Source organism: Sphingobacterium sp. MAE (genome assembly GCF_056711605.1).
On the sequence record NZ_CM160044.1, the window covers coordinates 4,424,520 to 4,446,725 of the forward strand.

Annotated in this window: 16 protein-coding genes; all 16 read right to left on the reverse strand. The window is 37.8% G+C overall.

What is annotated here, in order from left to right:
* Positions 1–10: 10 nt before the first annotated feature.
* Positions 11–322, reverse strand: a complete 312-nt coding sequence (gene rhaM / locus AC06G9_RS19025) for an L-rhamnose mutarotase (protein ID WP_248755594.1) — start codon at positions 320–322, stop codon at positions 11–13.
* A 146-nt stretch (positions 323–468) separates the two neighbouring features.
* Positions 469–1,629 (reverse strand): glycoside hydrolase family 88/105 protein, encoded by a 1,161-nt coding sequence (locus tag AC06G9_RS19030; RefSeq protein ID WP_346568222.1) that lies wholly within the window; start codon positions 1,627–1,629, stop codon positions 469–471.
* Positions 1,630–1,890: 261 nt separating this feature from the next.
* Positions 1,891–2,685, reverse strand: coding sequence for a rhamnogalacturonan acetylesterase (locus AC06G9_RS19035; protein WP_045755046.1), 795 nt, complete (start codon positions 2,683–2,685; stop codon positions 1,891–1,893).
* Between the two features lie 225 nt (positions 2,686–2,910).
* The gene (locus AC06G9_RS19040) at positions 2,911–3,678 is read right to left on the reverse strand and encodes a rhamnogalacturonan acetylesterase (protein WP_248755591.1); all 768 of its coding nucleotides are present in this window, start codon (positions 3,676–3,678) and stop codon (positions 2,911–2,913) included.
* A 53-nt stretch (positions 3,679–3,731) separates the two neighbouring features.
* The gene (locus AC06G9_RS19045) at positions 3,732–5,582 is read right to left on the reverse strand and encodes a rhamnogalacturonan lyase (protein ID WP_480956935.1); all 1,851 of its coding nucleotides are present in this window, start codon (positions 5,580–5,582) and stop codon (positions 3,732–3,734) included.
* A gap of 29 nt (positions 5,583–5,611) precedes the next feature.
* The gene (locus tag AC06G9_RS19050) at positions 5,612–6,934 is read right to left on the reverse strand and encodes a rhamnogalacturonidase (protein ID WP_293923822.1); all 1,323 of its coding nucleotides are present in this window, start codon (positions 6,932–6,934) and stop codon (positions 5,612–5,614) included.
* Between the two features lie 242 nt (positions 6,935–7,176).
* Entirely contained in the window at positions 7,177–10,038 is a 2,862-nt protein-coding gene (locus AC06G9_RS19055; protein WP_293923825.1) for a glycoside hydrolase family 2 protein, read from the reverse strand.
* Positions 10,039–10,539: 501 nt separating this feature from the next.
* Positions 10,540–11,487, reverse strand: coding sequence for a glycoside hydrolase family 43 protein (locus tag AC06G9_RS19060; RefSeq protein ID WP_480956936.1), 948 nt, complete (start codon positions 11,485–11,487; stop codon positions 10,540–10,542).
* Between the two features lie 49 nt (positions 11,488–11,536).
* Positions 11,537–12,898: a glycoside hydrolase family 88/105 protein gene (locus tag AC06G9_RS19065; protein WP_293923834.1), complete on the reverse strand. Its 1,362-nt coding sequence runs from the start codon at positions 12,896–12,898 to the stop codon at positions 11,537–11,539.
* Between the two features lie 116 nt (positions 12,899–13,014).
* A complete protein-coding gene (locus AC06G9_RS19070) occupies positions 13,015–14,331 on the reverse strand; it encodes a rhamnogalacturonan acetylesterase (RefSeq protein WP_293923837.1) in 1,317 nt (438 codons plus the stop codon).
* An 11-nt stretch (positions 14,332–14,342) separates the two neighbouring features.
* Positions 14,343–15,170, reverse strand: coding sequence for a hypothetical protein (locus tag AC06G9_RS19075; RefSeq protein ID WP_480956937.1), 828 nt, complete (start codon positions 15,168–15,170; stop codon positions 14,343–14,345).
* A gap of 70 nt (positions 15,171–15,240) precedes the next feature.
* Positions 15,241–15,702, reverse strand: a complete 462-nt coding sequence (locus AC06G9_RS19080; RefSeq protein WP_480956938.1) for a hypothetical protein — start codon at positions 15,700–15,702, stop codon at positions 15,241–15,243.
* A 10-nt stretch (positions 15,703–15,712) separates the two neighbouring features.
* The gene (locus tag AC06G9_RS19085; RefSeq protein WP_293923841.1) at positions 15,713–16,987 is read right to left on the reverse strand and encodes a sugar isomerase; all 1,275 of its coding nucleotides are present in this window, start codon (positions 16,985–16,987) and stop codon (positions 15,713–15,715) included.
* Between the two features lie 77 nt (positions 16,988–17,064).
* On the reverse strand, positions 17,065–19,173 hold the full coding sequence (locus AC06G9_RS19090) for a bifunctional aldolase/short-chain dehydrogenase (protein WP_293923844.1): 2,109 nt from the start codon (positions 19,171–19,173) through the stop codon (positions 17,065–17,067).
* Between the two features lie 16 nt (positions 19,174–19,189).
* Entirely contained in the window at positions 19,190–20,266 is a 1,077-nt protein-coding gene (gene rhaT / locus AC06G9_RS19095; RefSeq protein ID WP_480956939.1) for an L-rhamnose/proton symporter RhaT, read from the reverse strand.
* Positions 20,267–20,454: 188 nt separating this feature from the next.
* Positions 20,455–22,197 carry a RagB/SusD family nutrient uptake outer membrane protein gene (locus AC06G9_RS19100; protein ID WP_480956940.1) on the reverse strand — a complete coding sequence of 581 codons (1,743 nt, stop codon included), beginning with the start codon at positions 22,195–22,197 and terminating at the stop codon, positions 20,455–20,457.
* Positions 22,198–22,206: the final 9 nt, after the last annotated feature.

The window sequence follows — 22,206 nt, forward strand, 5'->3', positions numbered from 1 at the left end:
CTCCAGTTCATTAATCCATATGAAATACATGTTGTAGATTTTTTGATATGGGTGAATTATCCGGATTCACTTCCATCAGATCGCGCATATATAGCCACCACTTTTGAACAATGACTTCATTACCTAAATCTTGAGAAGAATGACCAGAAAGACGTTGCACAGCAAAAAGTGTATCCGTTTCTTCATCTAGAAAAATAGTATAATCAGAAATCCCATTATAATGAAGTAAATCAACCAATTCTGGCCAGATCTCATGATGTCTTTTTTTATATTCTTCCAGCATTCCTGGCTTTAGTTTCATTTTAAAAGCTACTTTTTCCATTATACTTTATTTTTTTCAATACTAATTTTGCTCATGCATCTTCTACCATGAGCATGATCCAATAGTAGACTTGCATCTCACTTTATATTTTCATTATTCTCCTCTTATCATCAGATTCCACCTCAAATTGGGTATCTTAAGATATGTTATTTATTCAGCATCTTATAAACCTCTGTTCCCCCCAACAAGAAACACCCCAAACCATAATCTTCAAAATCGGGCATACTTGAAAAACTTACGGGTTGTCCATCCTTTGGTTCCTTACCGGTCCCTTGCATAAAGCCTAGAAAACCAGAAGGATGAATGGCTTCATTAGACATGGCTATCCAAGCTTTTTCAACAACTGGTCGATATGTTTTTTCATCTAAAAGACCTTTATTAATTCCCCAAGCCATACCATATACAAATAAAGCGGTGCCTGAGGTTTCTCTTCCTCCAAAATGATTAGCATCATGTAAACTCACATTCCAAAAGCCATCTGCTCGCTGTATAGGCAATAGAGCTTCCATTAAATCCTTATAATCTTGAAGATACTCGGCCCGATGAGCCTCGTCTTGAGGAATCAAATCCAACACACGAACCAAGGCGGCTACTACCCAACCATTCCCTCTTGACCAATAACAATCTTGTCCATTAGGCTCCTGATAGGGTGGAACAAAATCTTTGTCTCGCCACCATAATTTATCGGCCTTATTATACAGTCCTCCACCCTCAATAACTTTTGAATGGTGGTACATTTTATACATATACTCAAAATAGGTCTTATCGTTATTCATGACACCTAATTTTGCAAAAACAGGCATACCCATCTGAATCGCATCTATCCATGTCCAATCATCGACTTTACCCGATTGTATGATAAAATCAATATTGGCTTTAATATCCTTAATCCGCTGCGGTTGTGGGTCGATTTCATAAAGGTCCAAATACGTTTGACCACAAGCCTGATCATCTGCATTTCGTGTTTCGACACCATTGCGCATGCCCCATTTATGTTTATTTCCCCAATCTACAGCATAATTATAATAGCTCTGATCAGGATCGATTTGATATAATGCCATCAACCCTTCATAATAAACAGCTCTTGTCCAGATATTACTGGGGCGCCACCTGTTCGTATAAATAGGCTTTCCCGTATCGGGCCATTTATCCATAAAATAACGATTTGTCAATCTCAGCGACTGCAACACCTGATTGGAAGATATGTGCTGAGATGGAGCTTTCACCTGCTTAGCGCTAGCACAACCTGCTATGGTGACGATAGTAAGTAGCACAAGCATATAACACCAGTGTTTTGTTTTTTTCATATTTATAATGGAATAGTTTTATAATAATATCCTCCGAAATACTAAAATAGAAGTACAGCATTTATTCTTCGTTACGTTATTTTGTCATTTAAGATCATAAAATAGTAAGGAATAAGAATATGGATCAACGATATTCAGATTTAGTACCGGTTTTCAAATAGCTAGTATACACTTATTTTAGGATTTGCGCATCCTGAGGTATCCTGATGGATCAACTAAAAGCACAAAAAAATGGGCTAGATAGCCCATTTCTAACATCATTTATTTCATAAATTTTTTAATACCGATGCGGGATTGAAGTTTTAGCTGTTGCGCAACGAGCTTTGCATTCAATAGAGCACCAGCTTGTAGGGTATGAGTTGCATCTTTAGTATCAAAATAGGTGGTTTCAACTTTTTCTTTTCCTAGTTTCTCATATTCAGCAATGACCAAATCCTGTAATGGGATAAAAAAGCTACCCGAATTTTGAGCTGCTTCAGCAGCCCAAATCGCGTACTCAGATGATTTAACGTACTGACCATTCCAGCTATTACGAGGAACAGGAGAACAAATAATAGCCGTAGCCCCCTTATCCTTTATATTTTTCACAAAACGTCGCAGATAAAAACCATAACTATAAACAACCTCATGTTGCTTCAATAAGGGATTATATACCTCTTGATACTCATTACCATTACCTTTAATTGTTCCTCTTGCACGTAAGGTATCGACAATGGGACTTGAGTCATTATGTCCAAATTGCATGATCACAAAATCTCCTGGTCGAATACGATCTAACACCTGTTGCCATAATTTTGGATTATTATAAAAAGTTCTTGTACTTGTACCTCCTAACGCTTCATTTTTCACATGAATCTGAGAAAGATCAAAATAGGGATCCATAAAACTTCCCCATCCCCACTGACCATTAGATCCATTACCTTGTCCATTTTTTACCGTAGAGTCTCCGATTATAAAAAAAGTTGGTTTATTTTCCTTTAGTAAAAATGACATACTAAAAAATGCAAATAGCAGTCCAACAAGATTTAATAATTTTAATTTATTCCCAATATTCATTTCAATATGTTTTAAAAATCATAGATGAAGACTTTATTTTGCTTCAAGAATCTACATCTGTTTTCTTATCCTACTACTTGTACAAAAAGTATATGCACTTCAACAACTTCCGGCAATTCATCAAACATTCACAACTCGTCTTCCAATCCGCAACTGATCCTTGGTCAATACCCTTATCCATCCCAAGAGTTTATACTGACAGCAAATTGCTCGTCATCATTAAGCCTATTTTAAATAATTGATCAATGAGCTCTGGATTTCTTTAAGACCTTGAACAACAGAGGCCGCGTTTTCCATAGCACCTTCTCTATTGGTATGTGTATGATCGCCAGGGAAAAATCTTTTCTTCACCAACTCAGCTCCAAGTTGATCATATTTATCAGCAGTAATACGATTCAGATCAAGAAATGCGATTTCTTGTTCTTCTGCAATTTGCCTCGCCCATAGACCATAATCCCGATCAGCACGTTTTACTTTACCTGTACCATCCCATTGATTGCGTGGGATCATAGATATCAATATTGGGGTCACGCCCTTATTCTTTGCCGCAATAACAAAACGACGTAAATTTTGACCATAAGAGTATACTACTTCTTTGCCCTTACTTCCCCAATCCAAAACTACTGAATCTGTTCCTATCCCAGGCAATACACCACGGTATCCTTGTTTACTCGTGTCAGGCTTGCTCCCTTCATTATGTCCAAACTGGATTAACAGGTAGTCCCCAGGTCGCAACATCGAATCAACTTTAGCCCACCGGCCCTCTTTAACAAAAGTACGTGTACTCCGTCCCGCCATAGCCTGATTATTGACACTTACTTGATTACTATCCAGAAATTCAGGCAGCAAAGTTCCCCATCCCCAATATTCTTGATTACTATTGCGTACCGTAGAATCTCCTATTAAATACACGGTAGGTCGATATTGATCCGCAACAAAAGAAATAAATACGAAAGCTAGTAAAACTAAAATTATCCATCTGGCGTTTAACATATTTCTTATATTTAAATAATCACGATGTCTGCTAACTACTTTTATGAATTTCCTCATCTTCGGATTACTTCTCTATTTGGTTTTACAATTTTTAGAATAGGTTTCACTGGAGTTTGCATACCAGTGCCAAGATAATAACCTGTATGTGGGGGTTGATTATAAGCTACATTTTGCCAAGCAATACTCAAACGATACTGCGGGTCGTGCATTAAAGTATAGATACGATGATCGGTAGGAATAATTGTCGTATAGATCCGCAGATTTTGATTGTCATTTGTCCTTAAAATAAGTTCTTCGCGCCAATCCCCAAGAATATCTGCAGATAAATTAGGCGTTTTTTTGGTACCATTAATAGAAGAAGCGCCTTCGGCAGTAAAAATAATGCCTGTATTATATTTTTCAATATAATTGCTATTTAGCAATTCCCGACTTAGATCCTCATCCCACCAAATCAGAAAATTAGTTGAACCAGGCGCAACACCCACCATGTTTCCTTTCGTGTCATACATATCCTTAGAACCCAACCACCACAAGTAAGCCCCACGGTGGTTTGGATCAATATTTTCAGCTACTCCACGCGGAACATCTTGATCGATCGCATTTTTAAATAAAAGCTCACCATTCTTTGCATCTAATAAACTAACACCAATCCCTTTTCTACCTCCTTTTAGTTCATGGATACCAAAGATTTCTAGGCCTGGTCTATCTGGATCAAGATCACCAACATGCAAAGCATCACCATGTCCCAAACCTGTACTATACAAACCCTTACCCTGATCATCGATTACCATAGACCCAAAAACAATTTCATCCCGACCATCTTGATCGACATCTGCTACCGACAAACTATGATAACCCTGTCCCGAATAAGGATGTTTACGCCCTTTGGTATCAAAAACCCAACGACTCACTAATTTTTTATCTTTAAAATCCCAAGCAGCTAAGGCGGTTCTTTCATAATAACCTCTAGTCATGATCACACTCGGGTTCTCCCCATCCAAGTAGGCAACAGCAGCTAAGTAGCGATCGCCACGATTTCCGTTGGTATCACCCCAAGAACGAAGATCTTCCCGACCTGGAAGATAATCAACCGTACTCACCGCTTCTCCAGTCAGACCATCAAAAACTGTTAAAAATTCGGGACCAGTCAAAATCCTTCCAAAATTTATAGAAGTCCTTACCGTATCGCGCCAGTCTGCTAAAGGATTCCCAATGATCTTACCCAGCCCATCTCTTGTTCCATCTGCAGTTTTACAAACCAATTCTGCACGTCCATCATTATCCAGATCATAGACCATAAATTGTGTATAATGTGCCCCTTCCCGAATATTTTTACCTAGATTGATTTCCCATAAAAAAGTACCATCCAATTGATAAGCTTGAAAAATAGGTTCAGATGTAATGCCATTATGCGCATTATCATGAGCAATTCCAGTTTGATGGACAATCAATTCGTAACTGCCATCACCATCCAGATCTCCAACAGAAACATCTCCGGGTGTATATCCAGCTGGAGTTCGCAAAGGAATATTTAGGTATTGTTGGATTTGCTGATCTTTAGTCAACGTGATTTTATCCACTTCTACTTCTTTCCCAGCTTGGACAAGAGCCAATGTATAGATCACCTCTTGTTTCAGGTCAACAGTTTGATCCAAAAAATTAGTTCCTTTAATCAAAGGATTTCTATTTAATTTTTGTTTAGGACCATCCCCTTGTTGCCTATAAAGCGTAAAAGCGGTTTCATAATCATCCGTACCTAACAATCTCCAGCTCAAAAAAACCGATTTATCCGTTGTTTTCAGACCTACCATACCTCTGTTGAGAAACTCCATGTTTCTCTGTGCTGATAAATCAAAATAACTGATCAGCACAACCATGATCCATAAAAGTTTAATTTTCATCATTTAGGTATGAAACTTTTGAGGTTAGCAAATTATAGTTTTTTATGATTGACAGTGACATTTTTAAGCGTAAAATTCTGAATATATTCTTGATGAATAACTGGATCTTTTGAAGCACGAATATTCATATTTTCAAATGTAAAATTGGATAACACATATTGTTGTGAATTCAATACATCAAATACGATAGCACAGTCAAGATCGATATTACGCAATAACATATTTTTTGCATAGGACATTTTAATTTGATTTTCACCCTTTAAATCGAAAAATTGAGTCCAGGGTTTGATATACAACATGCTTTGTACATTTCCTTTAATATTTTCAATCAGGATATTTTCATATTCCTGCGGAGTATCTGGCCTCATCTTTAATTGAAGAAGCTTCTGTGCTTGATCTAAAGTATTATTTCTAAATATAATATTATAGCTATGCACGGATTCGCTACCAAAGGTCAAAGCACTATGACAGAAACCAAAAAAACAATTTTCAATGATCACATTATAATTTGGTCCATTATTTGGATCCAGATTAGACTTAGGCCCTTTACCACCTTTCAAAGCAATAGCATCATCGTTGACCGACATATAACAATCTTTTATCAATACTTGATGACATACATCCAGATCAATAGCATCTGAACTGGGGGCTTTTACTGGCGCTTTTGGTGCCGTAATATGTAATCCGATTAATTTCAGATTTTCACATTTATAGTAATGAGAAGTCCAAAAAGGAGAGTTTACCAATCGAATGCCCGAAATCTGTACATCTTTACTATTGGAAACATACAATAATCTAGGTCTCATTTCGTCCATATTGGTACAGTTGGGATTAAATTGACGTCTCAGCCAAAAAGATTTCCAATAACGAAGACCATTTCCATCTAAAGTCCCTTTACCCGAAATCGTAAAACCATCAACTTGATCGGCATTCACTAAAGCCAAAAAATAGGTTAAGGTCTGTCCCTCCATACGTGTCTCTGCCAATGCAAAGTCTGCAATGTCATCACTCCCTTTCAATACAGCACCTTCCTCCAGATGTAAATGTGTTTTTGGTTTAAAGAATAAGGATCCACTGAGGTAAACACCTCGAGGTATAACCACTACACCACCCCCACTTTCGTACGCCTTATCTATTGCGCGTTGGATCTTGGCTGTTTGTATGATCGTGCTATCTTGTATAACATCAAAATCTGTTATGCTATATTTTTGTCCTAAACTTTCAATAGCAGTAGGTACTACCGTTTCAAACCAATCTGATATGGGCGCTCCATTTGGAAATTTATGTTGTCCATTTACATGGGAGAACACAACAAAAGCTAGGAGTACAAGTAAAGAGCAACAAGTTTTTCTCATTATATTAGATTTTTATTGATGGTTTATAGTTGTACTGATTCTGGTCAGCATATGTATATTTCTCTGTTTCCTGTACTACCTCTATGAATCAGGTCATATAAGCTTATCATCTCAACAGTAAAGATCTTAAAGGTATGAACATTTTCACCAAGAGCTGTCCTGTAGTATCCTGAATACCAATTTTTTCAAAGCCCTTTTTCTATACCCATAAAAAATAAGTTGGTATGAACGGTAATAATCAATTAATCAGTTAACACATTTATTTTAGGCATCACGAACTGTGTATTTTCCTTTTCTCCTTTAGGTATTCCAAAGTAAAAATATAAGGTTCTGGTGGTTTCTCCATGTAGTTGATTCAACTCACCCGCAGGACCGTTAACTGCAGCATTATTGTTGATTCCCAATGCTAATTTAGTTCCTATTGGCGGAATAGCGTCTAAAAAAGATATATCTCCTGAAGGCAATTGAGGATAACCTTTGGGGCCAGAGATCCCATAAAATTCGAACAACCGTAAAAACATATTATCCTGTTCTGTTGCGACCAAGAATTTACCTTGCACTGTATTAAATTGCACCCAACTTACATCTGAAAAATATCCCTTAAATTCAGGAAATATCCATGGTCCGATACCCGCATGCCCATCGTTATACATTTTTTCCCAAGTATTCAACGTTACCCCCTGCATCCTATTTTTCCAGACGCGATAAGGACCATTCCCCAACCATTTAGCACTAATGATATAATTCTCAGGAAAACTGAAACTAACACCGGCGTATAAAGTTGGTTTATTTATGTGATAGGCATAATCCAGCTTCAGCCAACCATCAGGATGCATAGTCCAACGAATGAGACTCAAACCACCTTCCAATATAAATTCGACAATCTGATTTTGACCGTCTTTCCAGGTTTTAGCTGTTTTGACATGCGATTGTCCATCCGTTAATATAGGTCCATTATTGAATGCCAATTTCATACTGTAATCATTCGCCAGATCTACAAGAAGTCCTGTTTTCTTTGCAATGAAAGCCGTTATTCCATTTGCTTTCAAGATATAATTGGTACTATCATCCGTTAATGTTACAGCACTAGCAGATTTTATGGGCAAAATTTCGGCAGTGATCCGTTTATTATCCTTTATTCGCCATGTCCATGTATAAATTTCTTCTCCATGCGAATCTACAGCGGTTAATAAGAGTGCATCATACTGGTTCCAATCGTTAGGAAGCTGTAGTTGGAGCACACCTTTCTCTGTAGGGGCTATTGCTGGGCTATTGATCACCTGTCCACCAATAGCATCCATGCCAGCCCGATCTGCATCAGGTCGTTGATAAGTCACCAGTTTATACGCAAAAGAACATTCTTTTAAATTCGTATGATGATAGCGATTCTCAACTTCAATCGCACCATCAAAATTTGCTGGTAATTGTTTTAAGGTAATATGAACGGGTGAAAAAATTTCTTTTATCGCATAGAAACTACCTTCTTTTTCACGATATGGACCGAGAATACCATCCGGCGCATTCACTTTATTGACATCGATCTGTCCATTAAAATCTGTTCGCACTAAACCTTCATCGGCAAAATCCCAAATAAAACCTCCTGCACCAAGTTTTGCATTCCAATGCAACTCCCAAATATCGGCAAGACCAGCCGCTGCGCCTCCATCGTCCTGAGCATGCAAAAATTCGGTAGGCATATAAATATGCGGTCCCTCTAAAATCTTTTTGGTGGAATAGAAATCTTCGTAATGATTACAATCAATACCATTGATCTCGTTTCCAGGTCGGTGATGCGCATGGATCACCGTACGTCCAGAAAGATCATATTTTTTATACTCATCGATCAGTTCTTTGTTATGTCCCCCTTCATTCCCATTACTCCAAAGAATGATCGATGGATGATTCACATCACGAATAACCATTTCTTTAACCAATTTTTTTCCTACAGGCGTTTGGTACGCTTTCTGCCAACCAGCTAACTCGTCCAATACATAAAGACCCAAAGAATCACAGATTTCTAAAAAAGATTTGTCTGGTGGATAATGGGAACAACGCACAGCATTCATATTCATTTCCTTAATCAGCTTGACATCATTCAAATCGATATCGCGATTCACTGATCGTCCTGTTTCAGGCCACCAAACATGCCTATTCACACCTTTCATTTTGACTTTCACACCATTTACAAAAATGCCATCGCCTTCCCGAACCTCTACTGTTCTAAACCCAAAACGTTCTTGATGTTCGTAAACCTCTTCATTCTTTTTTCCCAATGTAAAAACAGCATGATATAAGTGAGGTGTTTCTGCTGTCCATAACAATGGTTTATCTACAGACAGTTCAATTAATTTAACAGAATCTGATGGCTGTACAGTAAACTTTTTAACAGCAACAGTCTTATCCAAACGATCTTTGATCTCAAGTAATAGCTCTTCTTTCTGGGTCAATCCTTCCAAGTAAACATGACTACGAAAACTCCCATCAGCCTGAGCATCTATAGCAGTCCAACTGATATGCTTTTGTGGCGTTGCTTCCAGATAAACGGGCCTGTAGATACCGCCCAAAATCCAATAATCAGCTAAACGCTCCGCGTTGTTTACCGTTTTTTCATCTGACATTTTTGATACCATTACTTCTAATGAATTGGGTTTTCCAAACCGAATTTTATCCGTAATATCATATTTAAATCTATAAAAAGCACCTTGGTGGACCTCTCCTGCCAACTGACCATTAATTTTTACTTCCGTATCGGTCATAGATCCCTCAAATACAATAGCCACTTTTTTTCCTTTCCATTGTGCTGGTATTTCAAAATGATGACGGTATAAACCTTTCTCATCATTAAATTGAAAATTTTTACCATAGGTAACATAGTCGCGACCATAATTGTACGCTCCAAACCCCTGCTGTTCCCAATGGCTTGGCACAGCAATCTGAGTCCATTTACCTGCATTTCGGCCACCAGTGACCCAAAAATCCCACGCTACCGTATGCGCATTATCTGTTCCAGAAAGATATTGAATTTGTTTTTTAGACTGTCCCTCAACCAGGGTCGCTAACAATAAATAAAATAGGATAGAAATTGTAATGCGGATATTTAACATAGGTCGATTCTTTGTATGAAAGTATCTAAAGTATAGAATTTTATATGGAAAAGTATCCTGAACTTACCTGCTATGTCCATCAAATCATTGAAATCAGTTGATCTACTGTCCAAAGAATCATCAGATAGCAAAGATGCCCCATCAAGATCAAATCATGCCTACATAGCATAATGAATGATAGGATTAAAAAATAGGGATATCACTTTCACATCATGACAGCACAGGACAATCCATTCATTTTGTTTCTTTAGTATTGTAAAGTAAGATTTCAGGCACATGTTAATGTGTACGATTACAGTCTTCTTCCTCATAAAAGTTAGTATACTTGATAGCAACATAACTAAAATGATCAAAGAAGTCCATAAATTTTTATCATAATAAGTGAATTGGTTTTTTACAAAGGTTTTCATTCTCCCTGTCTGAAAACCTTTTTTTTATGCCACCTATTCCTTTTACAAGAAGTTAATATCGAAACTATAATGCTAAAATTTATGAGTACAATTACTCACTGGCTCTCCATATATTTTCCAATATCGTTCGATCTACCTTAAAAGCAGTACCATGCCTTGTCCCTTTTGGAAAACTAACCTGATCCGAAACATCCTCCCAATCTACACCATCTTTACTACGGACTGCACCATACTGATGGTCACGATATTTATCGAAATAGACATAGATATATTCGCCTACTAGTAGAGGAGCAGGTCCTTCAGCCCAATAGCTACCGGTGATCGGTTTAGAAACTTCTGTAGGAAACCCATTTTTTAAACTTTTACTGACCGTAAATCGGATATTTTTTTCTGGTGGATTAGAGTTTTCATTTTTCAGAAACATCATATACTCGTTGTTATGTTTCTGAAAAATAGCCGCATCGATCACGCTAAAATCTGGATTGAAAAATAAACTGGTTTTAGAAAAAACAGTAAAATCTCGTGTGGAAACACTATACATACGATGATTTAATCCTTTCTCACTCGCACTTGTATTCACTTCCAGATGACGTCCAGGTATTGTACTTGCCCACATGACATGGTACTGTTGCTCAGCTTTGTCATAAAAGACCTCAGGAGCCCAAGCATTTTTTGCTTCAGACTCCTCCTCCATGACAGGAATAGACTTTTGTGCTGTCCACTGCATAAGATCTTTAGAAGACGAATAACCAATACTCTTATCCCACCATCCAGTTGTCCATACCAAATGAAAATTTCCATCTGGACCTAAACAAATACTAGGATCACGCATCAGTTTATCTTTCCCGATCATAGGCTTGAGAAATGATTTACCATGGTGTAGGGGTTCCCATTTTAGACCATCCAAACTGTAAGCAAGATGCAATCCATCAGCGCCATTATCTACAAAATAGGAAAAGAGATAAACAGAAGATTGTCCCTTGACACAAAATCCCAATAACAACAATAGTGGGAAAAGAAATAGTTTTTTCATCATCATCCTTTCAAATTATGCATAATTACTTTAAACTGATCGCTCTATCCAAAAATTAAAACTGTACCGAACTATCGTTGATCACGTACTTATTATTATTAATCAATTCATATATTTCAGCACCAGCAAGTAAAACAGGACCATAACCATGAGCCGCAAATTTATTGACAGGCCTAAAATAATAAAAAGCAGGATCAAACCCCATACCTGTACCTACACAAGTACCCATAACTTGCCCCTCATGATTGACTTGAGAATCAACGGCATTCCAGGCTTGAAGAACCATAGGTCCATAAGCTTTTTTATCCAACCAGCCCGCATTGATGCCCCTAGCTATACAATACGCATAAATTGCTGTTGCCGATGTTTCTAAATAAGAGTTATTTCGATCCAGCAACTGATGCCAAAAACCTGTACCATCTTGAAGGGATGCCAAACCCTGCACATGTTTTTTATACTGTGCTAATAATGCACCCTTAGCGGCATGTTTATCTGGTAATACATTCAAAAGTTCGACCATAGTCAATAATGCCCACCCGTTGGCTCTGGCCCAATGAAATGCAGGATGCGGATCCATATCCTGCACCCAGCCATGCCGATATAAACCCTTCTCTGGTAAAAACATTTTATCAGTAAATAACCAAAATTGCCGGATCGCTTCATCCATATATTGAGGATCTTCACTATACATAGACATCTGTGCCAAAGCAGGCAAACTCATATACAGATCATCTAACCAAAGTGTATTCGGTAGAGGCCTATTTCGCGCCAGAGTGCCATCGCTCAAGCGAAATTCTTTATTTAAAATATAATCAATGTAATGATGAGTAATGCCTTTAATATCCTTTTTTAAGGCATTGGATCGCTGTGCCTTGATCATAGCTGCGCACATCGCCCCAGCATCGTCCAAAGCATGTGGTTGCAATACCGAATGTACAGGCGAACGGTAGCCCGGATATTGTTCTTCCAAAGCACGAAATTGAGGAAGCACATCTGCAATCAATTCTAATCGACGATGTGTATAATCAGCATATTTTTGATCATGAGTGGTTTCCGTGACACGAAGCATAGCACCATAGGTCACTCCCCATTCATAACTGATCAATCGAAAATCACCTTTTTTAAAAATACTGTTCGTATCGATCAGATGTATATCTTTTATTGGCTTATGGCTTTGCGCATGCTCCAACATCACAGGAGTGACGTTATTCAAATAAGCATATACGCGATCTAATGTTTTTTTAATACCCGATGTTGTCACTTCACCATAACGAACAGGATAATCAGGCTGCAGTAAATGTAAAGGCGTATTTGAATCATTGGATTCGATGGTACTCCCCACCTGCTGTCCAAAGGAATGACTTCCTAATAGTAACAACAAAAAAGATAGACTGTAAATCCTTTTTTTTAAAATCATCGTTCTAGGTTTAATATTTTTATAATTGATTGTCCCTAAAATTGATATTTAGAAACAAGATTCCGTTTCAACTTTCTTCCTTAATTCAGAATTTTATGGCGTCACATTGACTTCACTTAATTACCATCAGGTTTTGTGGCACCAGTGATCATACTGGGGGGCCAATTCCATTTCCTCCAATCATTTGGATGAATGGGGTCATACCCATCAAAATTTTGAATATGTTTGGCAAGTGGCAATTTGCTTTTCTCAATACCTTGTAAAACCATCAATGCTATTTCATGAGCACCGTAAGTGTTAAAATGAGTATTGTCAGCTAGTGGCTCAGGTTGATTAGGAAAAGTTCCTGCAGCATAATGAACAAGAGCTTTTTTTGAACCTTCAACTCCCAATGCCTGATAGAATTGAGTTGTCATCAAGTTGAGATCAATGACAGGAACATTCAATTCATCGGCAACCATTCGAGCCGCTTCTGGAAAATCACCTAAAGTATTGACAACATTTCCATCATCATCAAAAGCTCTTCGTGCTGTAGAAGTGACAATAATAGGAGTTCCTCCTTTTTTCCTAAACTCCCTTACAAATAGTCTCAACCTATCCGAATACGATAAAAATGCACCTGCATATTCGCCTTTTTCTTTTTGATCATTATGCCCAAATTCTACAAATAGATAATCACCAGGTTGAGCATCTGTCAATATTTTATTGAATCGATAAGCAGAAAGAAATGATCCTAGCGAGAGACCAGACTCCGCCTGGTTGACCACAACGACTTGATCGTCAAAATATGCCGGTATCATTTGGCCCCAAGACGCCCATGGCTCTTCTTCTTGATTCACAACAGTAGAATTTCCAGCTAAAAAGATAGACGTTATACCCTTTGCGCTTTCAAGTCGAATAGATTCAATAAAATTTTGCCCCTGAAACTCTAACGTCAATTTATCATCCCAATCCAATTTATGACGTTCTCTTTCCTTTAATTTTATGGTTTCTGTTGCACTAATTTTTGCATCTTTTACCTGAACCACAAATGTTTGTTCATGCATTCCGGTTGAATGGACCACATAATGGTTTAAATAATTGCGTCTTGACTCAGCACGTATGGTACACGTAAAACTATTTTTTTGAGGAACATATCGAACTGTTATTTTATATGCACCTTCTGGTAATTTAAAAGAGAAATAAAAAGGCTTGTCGCTGATCAAACAGTTATTTTTAAGAAAAATATTTTTTTCTGTCCCAAAATCAAATCCAAAACCGCTCTGCGAATCATAACGGATCGCATCATTGATATTTATTTCATTTTTCTCCTTTTTTATTTTGGAACCAAAACTGTAAATATATTGCTCCTGAGCATACGTGCAAGTGAATATCGTCATACAAAAAATACCCCCCAATATGGTGCTTAAAATTCGATGAAATATTTTTTCCATGTGCAAGAAGATTAATAATTTGCTCTATAATAACGTAACTCAATAATATCATTAGGGATAGATTGATTATTCCAATGTTCATGGATCACCAGAGCTGCTCCCAGTGCCGTCGCTTGCGCCATAGAGGCAGCAAAAACCTCCACTTCAGAAAATTCCTTTGCTAATAAATTCATATAAATATGATTTTTACTAAACCCGCCATCGACAAATATTCTAGATACCTGATTGGTGTCTAAAATAAGCTTAGTTGATTGAACTTGTGCCTTGATTAAATACAAGACTAAACTATGATAAGCCTCTTCGTAATTTTGAAATCTTTCTAATGGTATTGTTGAAAAAGCCTTTAAACCACTGTCGATTTCCGACAATGATAATTGATCAACAATCGACCAGTTAATTTGTAGATTACGAAATTTAGCAATCGTCACCTGAAAGAAATCAGCGATTCGTTTCGATTGCAACTCATGTTCATAACCCGCAAATAATCGAGATGCCTTCACAGGAGTTCCTGCATAGGATTGATAAAATAAGCAATCCTGTTTTAACTCATCAACGGTTAAAGCACGATGATTAAAAGGGTTGAAAGCAATACACCAAGTACCTGTAGAGATTAAAATAAAGGGTTCATGAAAATTCAACAAATAAGGTATCAAGGCTGATGAACTATCATGTAAACCAGGTCCAACACGATAAGGGCTACCTGGAAATGCGCCATCAAATACCTCGTTTCCCTGTACAATAGGAGCCAATTTTTCCTGTATACCTTCCTCTTTCACCCAATCGTGATAATCACCTTTCTCAAAATCCCAAAGACCCGTATGACAGCCAATGCTGGTCATATCCGAATATGTTTTTCCAGAAACCAGAAAGCTTAAGTATTGCGGCAAGTGCAGCGCAAACTTAACCTGTTTAAATATAGCTGGTTTTTCCCTTTTTCAACCGCAAGAGTTGGAAGCCTGAATTTAGGCTTCCCAAAGCTGGCGAAGAGGTAATCATCGAAAATGATTCTTTGCCACCATTTTTTGCATATACATCCTCTTGAATAGCAGTTGGAAATTCTTTGAGATAATTGTATAGCGGTGTCAATGGGCGTCCATGCTCATCAATGTAAACAAAACTAGCCCCATAAGAAGTGAAATTTATTGCTTTGATTTCAAATTCATTTTTTCGAAATATCTCATGAAGAGAATCAAATACAGACAAACGAAGGCTTTCTAGATTCTCACATGGATCACCATCTTCATCTGTTGTTTCTAAAAACCGAGCCGAACGTTCGAATACGATGTGATAATGCTCATCAAAAAGAAACAGCTTCTTATTTGTTTTACCAACATCAAAAATAGCAACAACTGGAATTTTCTTATCATTCATGCTTTCGCTCTTATAATCCCGTTGCCACAGTATTTAAACCTCTCTCCGCGATTAATTGACTTCTGATTTCATTTTCTTGAAAAAGCTGGACAGGATCAATTGCCCCTCCCATTCGCAATCTTGCCTCCGCCACTAGCGCTCTAACATCTGTTCGGAAAGCATCTTGCAATAGTTCTTGGGCCTTCACAATATCATTGCTTTGCTGTGCCTTTTTTAAAGCTTCACGATCAACCAACAGCGCCTGTGCATAAGCAATTTTAATGGCTTCTACAGATTGCAATAAATCAATCAACGGATCTTTTAAATTGTGTGAAGCATCAATCATCCATCCTAAACCAGAAGCGTGATCCATACCGTGAAGGTCCATCCCATCGATTAATTCATTAAAGATCAAAAAGAGTTGATAAGGCTTGATACTCCCTGCCGTAAGATCATCATCGGCATATTTACTATCATTAAAATGAAAACCACCCAATTTTTTTTCCATCAACAATAAAGACACGATCTGCTCAATATTTGCATTCGGCAAGTGATGCCCCAGATCAACCAAGGTATATGCTTTCGGACCTAGCTTATTGGCCAGCAATAATGATTGTCCCCAATCTCCAATTGTGGTGGAATAAAAATGAGGTTCAAATGCTTTATACTCAACAAATAATTTCCAATCTTCTGGAAGGTGATGATAGATTTCTTGTAAGCTAGCAAGCGTATTTTGAAATGCTTCACGAAAATTCAATTGACCCGGAAAGGACGATCCATCAGCCAGCCAAACTGTTAACGCTTTAGAGCCAAGTGATTTTCCATAATTAATCACCTCAATATTATGATCAACAGCCTGCTTACGCACTCTTGGATCGACATGATGCAATGAACCATGTTTATAGCTGTAGGCTTGATGGGGTTGATCTTGAAAAGTGTTCGAATTCACTGCGTCAAATGCGATCCCTAAAGAACCTGCCAATTGCTTTATTTTATCAGCGTCCGTAGGGATATCCCAAGGAATATGCAAAGAAATCGCTCCGCTGGATTTATTTAAAGCATGCAATAATCCAACATCTTCTAATTTTTGCTCCAAAGTTCCTGGCTCTCCGGCACCTGAAAATCGTCCAAAACGAGTACCTCCAGTACCAAGAGCCCAGCTAGGTATTGCAATTTGAAATTGCTGAAGCTTTTCTAAAATGTAGTCTAGATGGGTAATATCCGAAGAGAGATGAGTAAAATTTCTTTTATGTTTATCGAGTAATTGATTATTATGTTGATCTACGACCTGTTTGTTTAGTATCATAATTAAATGGGTTAATGATTAATAATTTAAAGAAATATCGAGTGAATTTCCTCCACTCGATATCTAATTGCTTTTAATTAGCGTACAAATGCCATTGCAACCCCGCCATCGACGTTCAGAACATTTCCTGTAGATTTATTTAACAAACCGCTTACATAAACAAAACAAGCATTTGCAATATCCTCAGGAAGAATAATCTCGTTCAATAAAGTACGTTTAGCATAATAAGCTGGCAATTCCTCAACACTTACACCATATGCTAGTGCGCGGCCTTCTGCCCATCCACCGGCCCAAATATTACTATCAGAAATAACCGCATCAGGATTAACCACATTTACACGTATTTTTGATAGACCTAATTCCGCAGCACACAAACGGCTTAAATGTAACTGTGCTCCTTTAGCACTGCCATAAGCCGCATTGTTAGGACCACTGACCAACGCATTTTTACTAACAATATTAAGAATGTCACCCCCTATATTTTGTCCCTTTAAGATTGGAGTAACTGCTTGAGTAACTAAAAACTGACCTTTAACCAATACATTATACAGTAAGTCCCAGTCCTTTTGAGTATGATCTTCAATCGTTTTAGAAATGGATAATCCTGCGTTATTGACAATGATATCAACACCTCCAAATGCTAATGCAGCATCATTAAGTGCTTGTTTAATCTGCGCTTCGTTTGTTACATCGAGGATCGTGGTAATAACGGCATCTCTACCAAATTCCGATACAAAATCTTGCTCACAAGCTGCAAGTCGTTCGGCATTGATATCATTTAACACGATAACAGCTCCTTCTTGTGCCATTTTTTTTGCAATAGCTTTACCAATACCGCCACCACTTCCGGTCACTAGCGCAATTTTACCTGAAAGAGCTTTAGGTCGTGGCATACGTTGCAATTTTGCTTCTTCCAACAACCAATATTCAATATCAAAAGCCTCTTGCCTTGGCAGTGCTGTATACGCACTAACAGCTTCTGCACCTTTCATCACATTGATGGCATTGGTATAAAACTCGGCAGCCACACGAGCAGTTTGTTTATCTTTTGCAAATGAAAACAGACCTACTCCAGGATATAAAACAATGACTGGATTTTTATCTCGAATAAGGGGACTATTATCATGCTTACAATTTTCATAGTATTCCTCGTACATCAAACGATAGTCTTCAAATAAGGGTTCCAATTTTGTTTTCAGTTCTTCCACATCATCCAAATTCTCTAACTTATCCAAGTGGAGTACCAAAGGCTGAATTTTAGTTCTTAAAAAATGATCGGGACAACTTGTTCCCAGAGGAGCTAATCGCTCCAGATCATGAGAATTAATGAATTCCAATACGCGTTCATCGTCTGTAAAATGTCCGATCATATGACGTTCGCTTGAACAAAATCCTCTTAATATAGGGGCTAATTTTGAAGCTTGAGCATTCCGGTCTTCCTTTTGGAGGCTTTCGATCTTTTGTCCGCCAAATACAGGACCTCTTTGACCATAATTCTTTTCCAGATATGCGGCACAGGTTTCAATTATATCCAGTGAATTGATATAGCAATCGTAAGCAGTATCCCCCCAGGTAAATAAACCGTGAGATCCCAACATAATACCGCGGATATCTGGATTTGCATGAAGACAAGCCTGCAGTTGTAATCCTAAATCAAATCCGGGACGTTGCCAATCTACCCAACCAATGGCACCATTAAACAGTTCTTCCGTAATTTTCTTTCCATCTTTTGCTGCGGCTATTGCGATTGCAGCATCAGGATGTAAGTGATCAATATGTTTGAAAGGTAGAAAACCATGCAATGGCGTATCAATCGAAGGAGCCTTAGAACTTAAATCAAAAATACAGTGATTGAATAATTCCACCATTTCATCTTCATAATCGATCCCTCTATAGACATTTGCTAGATGACGTAAACGCTGCAGATATAATGCTGCAAGTCCTGATTTTTTCAAAGTACCAATATCGCCTCCAGATCCTTTTATCCACATCACTTCAACATCTTCATCTGTGAGTGGATCTTTCTCCCAGACTTTACAAGAAGTATTACCTCCTCCATAATTGGTAATTCTTAGATCTGCGCCTAAAATATTTGAACGATATAATAATAAAGCAACTTCATCGCCTTCCAATGATTTCGCTTTTTGATCGTCCCACAAGTAATTGACATGTTTGTACGTTTTCACTGCTATATATATTAAATTAATTTTCTAAAGTTCTTGCAAATCCGACGACACAGATTGAAATAATAATTGTCACTATTCCAGCTATTATGGATCGATATGTTTTTTTATTCACTCCCTTCCATTCTTTTAGTACCACCCCCCAAGCATTTGAAATCAAAATAATAAATGCCATATGAAGAATCCAAGAACTGGCACCATTACCCAAGCGACTCTCACCCATTCCATAAAAGAAAAATTGCAAGTACCAGGTCGTACCCGCTAACGCACACAACAATAAATTTTTACCTTTCGGAGCATCTGCTTTGGTATAATCTGAAAAGGTATTATTTTTAAACAACAGATAGACACACCAGATAAAATTTGTCGTAAAACCACCCCAAAGAATAATGATATAAGTAACGTTATTTTGATAAAGAAACTCTCCATGGTTAGGATGATTTGTTTTCCATATTTCATTGGCGACATCGGCCAAGGGTTTACCAGACTCGATTCCGAAATTAAAACAAGCACTAAGCACGCCTGAAATAATAGCGACCACAATGCCTAAACCAAAATTATAATCAGATTTAGTTTCCGTTGAAAGTGACGTGAGGTCTTTTTCCTTTGATATACCAGCTTGACCACATAAACAAACACCAATAACACAAATCAATAAGCCTATTAAAATGCAGATACCTGACTGAGTAGTAAAAAAATAATCAATACCATGTTTGCCTGCCGTTTCGTTAAAGAAATAATAGATACTCGGCATCAATGATCCAAAAACCATACTTAAACCAAGAATAATACTACTACCCAAAGAAACACCCAGGTACCGAACCCCCAAACCATAGGTTAATCCGCCTATGCCCCACAAAAGACCAAATATAAACGTGTAACTCAAGGTGGAATAACTGGCTAATCGGATGATATTTACAAAATCTGGAATGGTTAACCAGGCAGCTATAGGTGGTACGATAATCCAAGAAAATAGCCCTCCCAAGATCCACATAGATTCCCAAGACCATCCCTTTACTTTCTTGTAGGGCACATAAAAACTTCCTGACGCAAACCCGCCAATGAAATGGAATAATACTCCGAAAACAGCATTCATATGATATATTTTAGGTATTTGACATCAACTAAATTAAAAGATTTTTATACGTAAACTGTTATGCACTGTTATGTGCAGCTGCCCCAAACTCAGCACTAAAAGCATCAAGCCATACCTAACAAAAAAGGTCAATTTTCAATATGCTGAAAATTGACCTTTTTACAGTTATGACAATAACATAAAACAGATTATTTATAACCTAAATTTTGTTTAAGTCCCTCTCCCTCTTTATTATTTAATTGAATTTCACTCAAAGGAATAGGAAGTAAAGCATTATAATCTTGGAAACCACTGATGATTTTATTCGCAGGTCCTTGATCACCATTTAATCCAATACGTTCTTTAAGTTTATTCGTTCTCACTAAGGTCATCCTACGATTTTCTTCTGATATCAATTCACGGGCACGTTCATCAAGGATAAAATCAATGGTCATGTTTGATGCTAGAACCTTTCCTAGAGCTGTATTTCCAGATTGACTACGAGCTTCTTTAAAAGAACGGTCTCTCAACTTATTGATATCATCAGCCGCACCAGCTAGGTTATTTTGTCTCAGACGTGCCTCTGCCCTTAATAGATACGTTTCTCCAAACCGCATAACTGGCCAATCTTTGACCAATGCGTAACCAAAATCATCCAAAGGATCATAACCACCCCATTTAGTTGGGAAAGGATACCATACTTCCAGACTGTCTGTACGAAAAGGAATCACTTTATCACCAGTTTTTATCGTCACATTTCTAACCCCTGCACCTTTAGCAACACGATAACCATCGGCATCCAGACCGATTTCTGTACTCCATGGTGTTACTACAACATTGTTGACGGTCATATTAGGTCGATTATAATTCGTAGTCCTTCGGATATTATAATTGCTATTCCGAATATCACCTTGAAGTCCTTTCCAGACTGTATACTTCATAAAATTGCTTAATCTCAAACGTCCATTACCCCTTCCACCTAGAGAATCAGCATTTAACATTCCATCCCACTTATGGTAGGAAGGTTGCCATACACGACGATGCTGCGGATTATCGATGGTTCCACCATTCACTTCGCGATTAAATTCAACTTCAAAAGTCCATATGGCTTCGGTATTTCCTTGAGCGCGGCGCATATTGCCCTGTCTAAACATATCTCGAAAAGCATCCCCACCCTCATTTAAGTATTTGCCGTAACGACTGTCAATTAATTTATAACTGCCGCTTTCAATGATGGCTGTTGCCATGGCTTCTGCTTTAGCAAAATAAGCAGGATCTCTCATGCCCATTCGAAGATAAACTTCAGCGGCCAATTGTCTTGCCATATCTTTATTGATCCGGCTTGGTGCAGCAGCTTCTCCAACATTAGCCAATTCCTTAGCCGCATATTCCAGATCTTCAACAATCACTTTGTCCACTTCTACAGTAGAATTTCGTACATAGTTGAACGTTGGAACTTTAATAGAAGTAGTCAACAAAGGCACATCGCCCCATAGCGTGACCAACATATGATAAGCATAAGCTCTAAAGAATCTTGCTTCTGCTGCTGCCTTTGGATTAGTATCTCCTACAGCTTCGATAATGCTATTTGCATTGTTAATAAACTCGTAACAGCGTTGCCATAAGTAACTTACTCCACCATTTTCTGGATTGAGATCGGCATATTGAAAAAAAGGATTTTCCACACCTTCCGTAGAACCAGCATTTGCGATATCAGTACCGATCTGCCAACACGACAAAAATCCTTGACGCCCACTGTAACCCCACAATTGACCAAAAGTCGCATGCAAACCTAAAACCCTATTTTCTATTGTTGATGGATCACTATTTCCAGCTTCGTAATTAGAATAGGGTTTCTCTTCCAGAAAATTCTTACTACAAGATGCAGAACCTAACAAAAAGATCGCAAAGACAGGTAATAACTTATTTTGAATATTTATTGATTTTTTCATCAGTATATA

Bases quoted from the DNA above. Each gene is read 5' to 3' on its own strand.
- AC06G9_RS19085 (WP_293923841.1), bottom strand. From the start codon at position 16,987: ATGATACTAAACAAACAGGTCGTAGATCAACATAATAATCAATTACTC.
- AC06G9_RS19045 (WP_480956935.1), bottom strand. From the start codon at position 5,582: ATGATGAAAATTAAACTTTTATGGATCATGGTTGTGCTGATCAGTTAT.
- rhaM (WP_248755594.1), bottom strand. From the start codon at position 322: ATGGAAAAAGTAGCTTTTAAAATGAAACTAAAGCCAGGAATGCTGGAA.
- AC06G9_RS19060 (WP_480956936.1), bottom strand. From the start codon at position 11,487: ATGATGATGAAAAAACTATTTCTTTTCCCACTATTGTTGTTATTGGGA.
- AC06G9_RS19065 (WP_293923834.1), bottom strand. From the start codon at position 12,898: ATGATTTTAAAAAAAAGGATTTACAGTCTATCTTTTTTGTTGTTACTA.
- AC06G9_RS19100 (WP_480956940.1), bottom strand. From the start codon at position 22,197: ATGAAAAAATCAATAAATATTCAAAATAAGTTATTACCTGTCTTTGCG.
- AC06G9_RS19055 (WP_293923825.1), bottom strand. From the start codon at position 10,038: ATGTTAAATATCCGCATTACAATTTCTATCCTATTTTATTTATTGTTA.
- AC06G9_RS19075 (WP_480956937.1), bottom strand. From the start codon at position 15,170: ATGACCAGCATTGGCTGTCATACGGGTCTTTGGGATTTTGAGAAAGGT.
- AC06G9_RS19070 (WP_293923837.1), bottom strand. From the start codon at position 14,331: ATGGAAAAAATATTTCATCGAATTTTAAGCACCATATTGGGGGGTATT.
- AC06G9_RS19040 (WP_248755591.1), bottom strand. From the start codon at position 3,678: ATGTTAAACGCCAGATGGATAATTTTAGTTTTACTAGCTTTCGTATTT.
- AC06G9_RS19035 (WP_045755046.1), bottom strand. From the start codon at position 2,685: ATGAATATTGGGAATAAATTAAAATTATTAAATCTTGTTGGACTGCTA.
- AC06G9_RS19030 (WP_346568222.1), bottom strand. From the start codon at position 1,629: ATGAAAAAAACAAAACACTGGTGTTATATGCTTGTGCTACTTACTATC.
- AC06G9_RS19080 (WP_480956938.1), bottom strand. From the start codon at position 15,702: ATGAATGATAAGAAAATTCCAGTTGTTGCTATTTTTGATGTTGGTAAA.
- AC06G9_RS19050 (WP_293923822.1), bottom strand. From the start codon at position 6,934: ATGAGAAAAACTTGTTGCTCTTTACTTGTACTCCTAGCTTTTGTTGTG.
- rhaT (WP_480956939.1), bottom strand. From the start codon at position 20,266: ATGAATGCTGTTTTCGGAGTATTATTCCATTTCATTGGCGGGTTTGCG.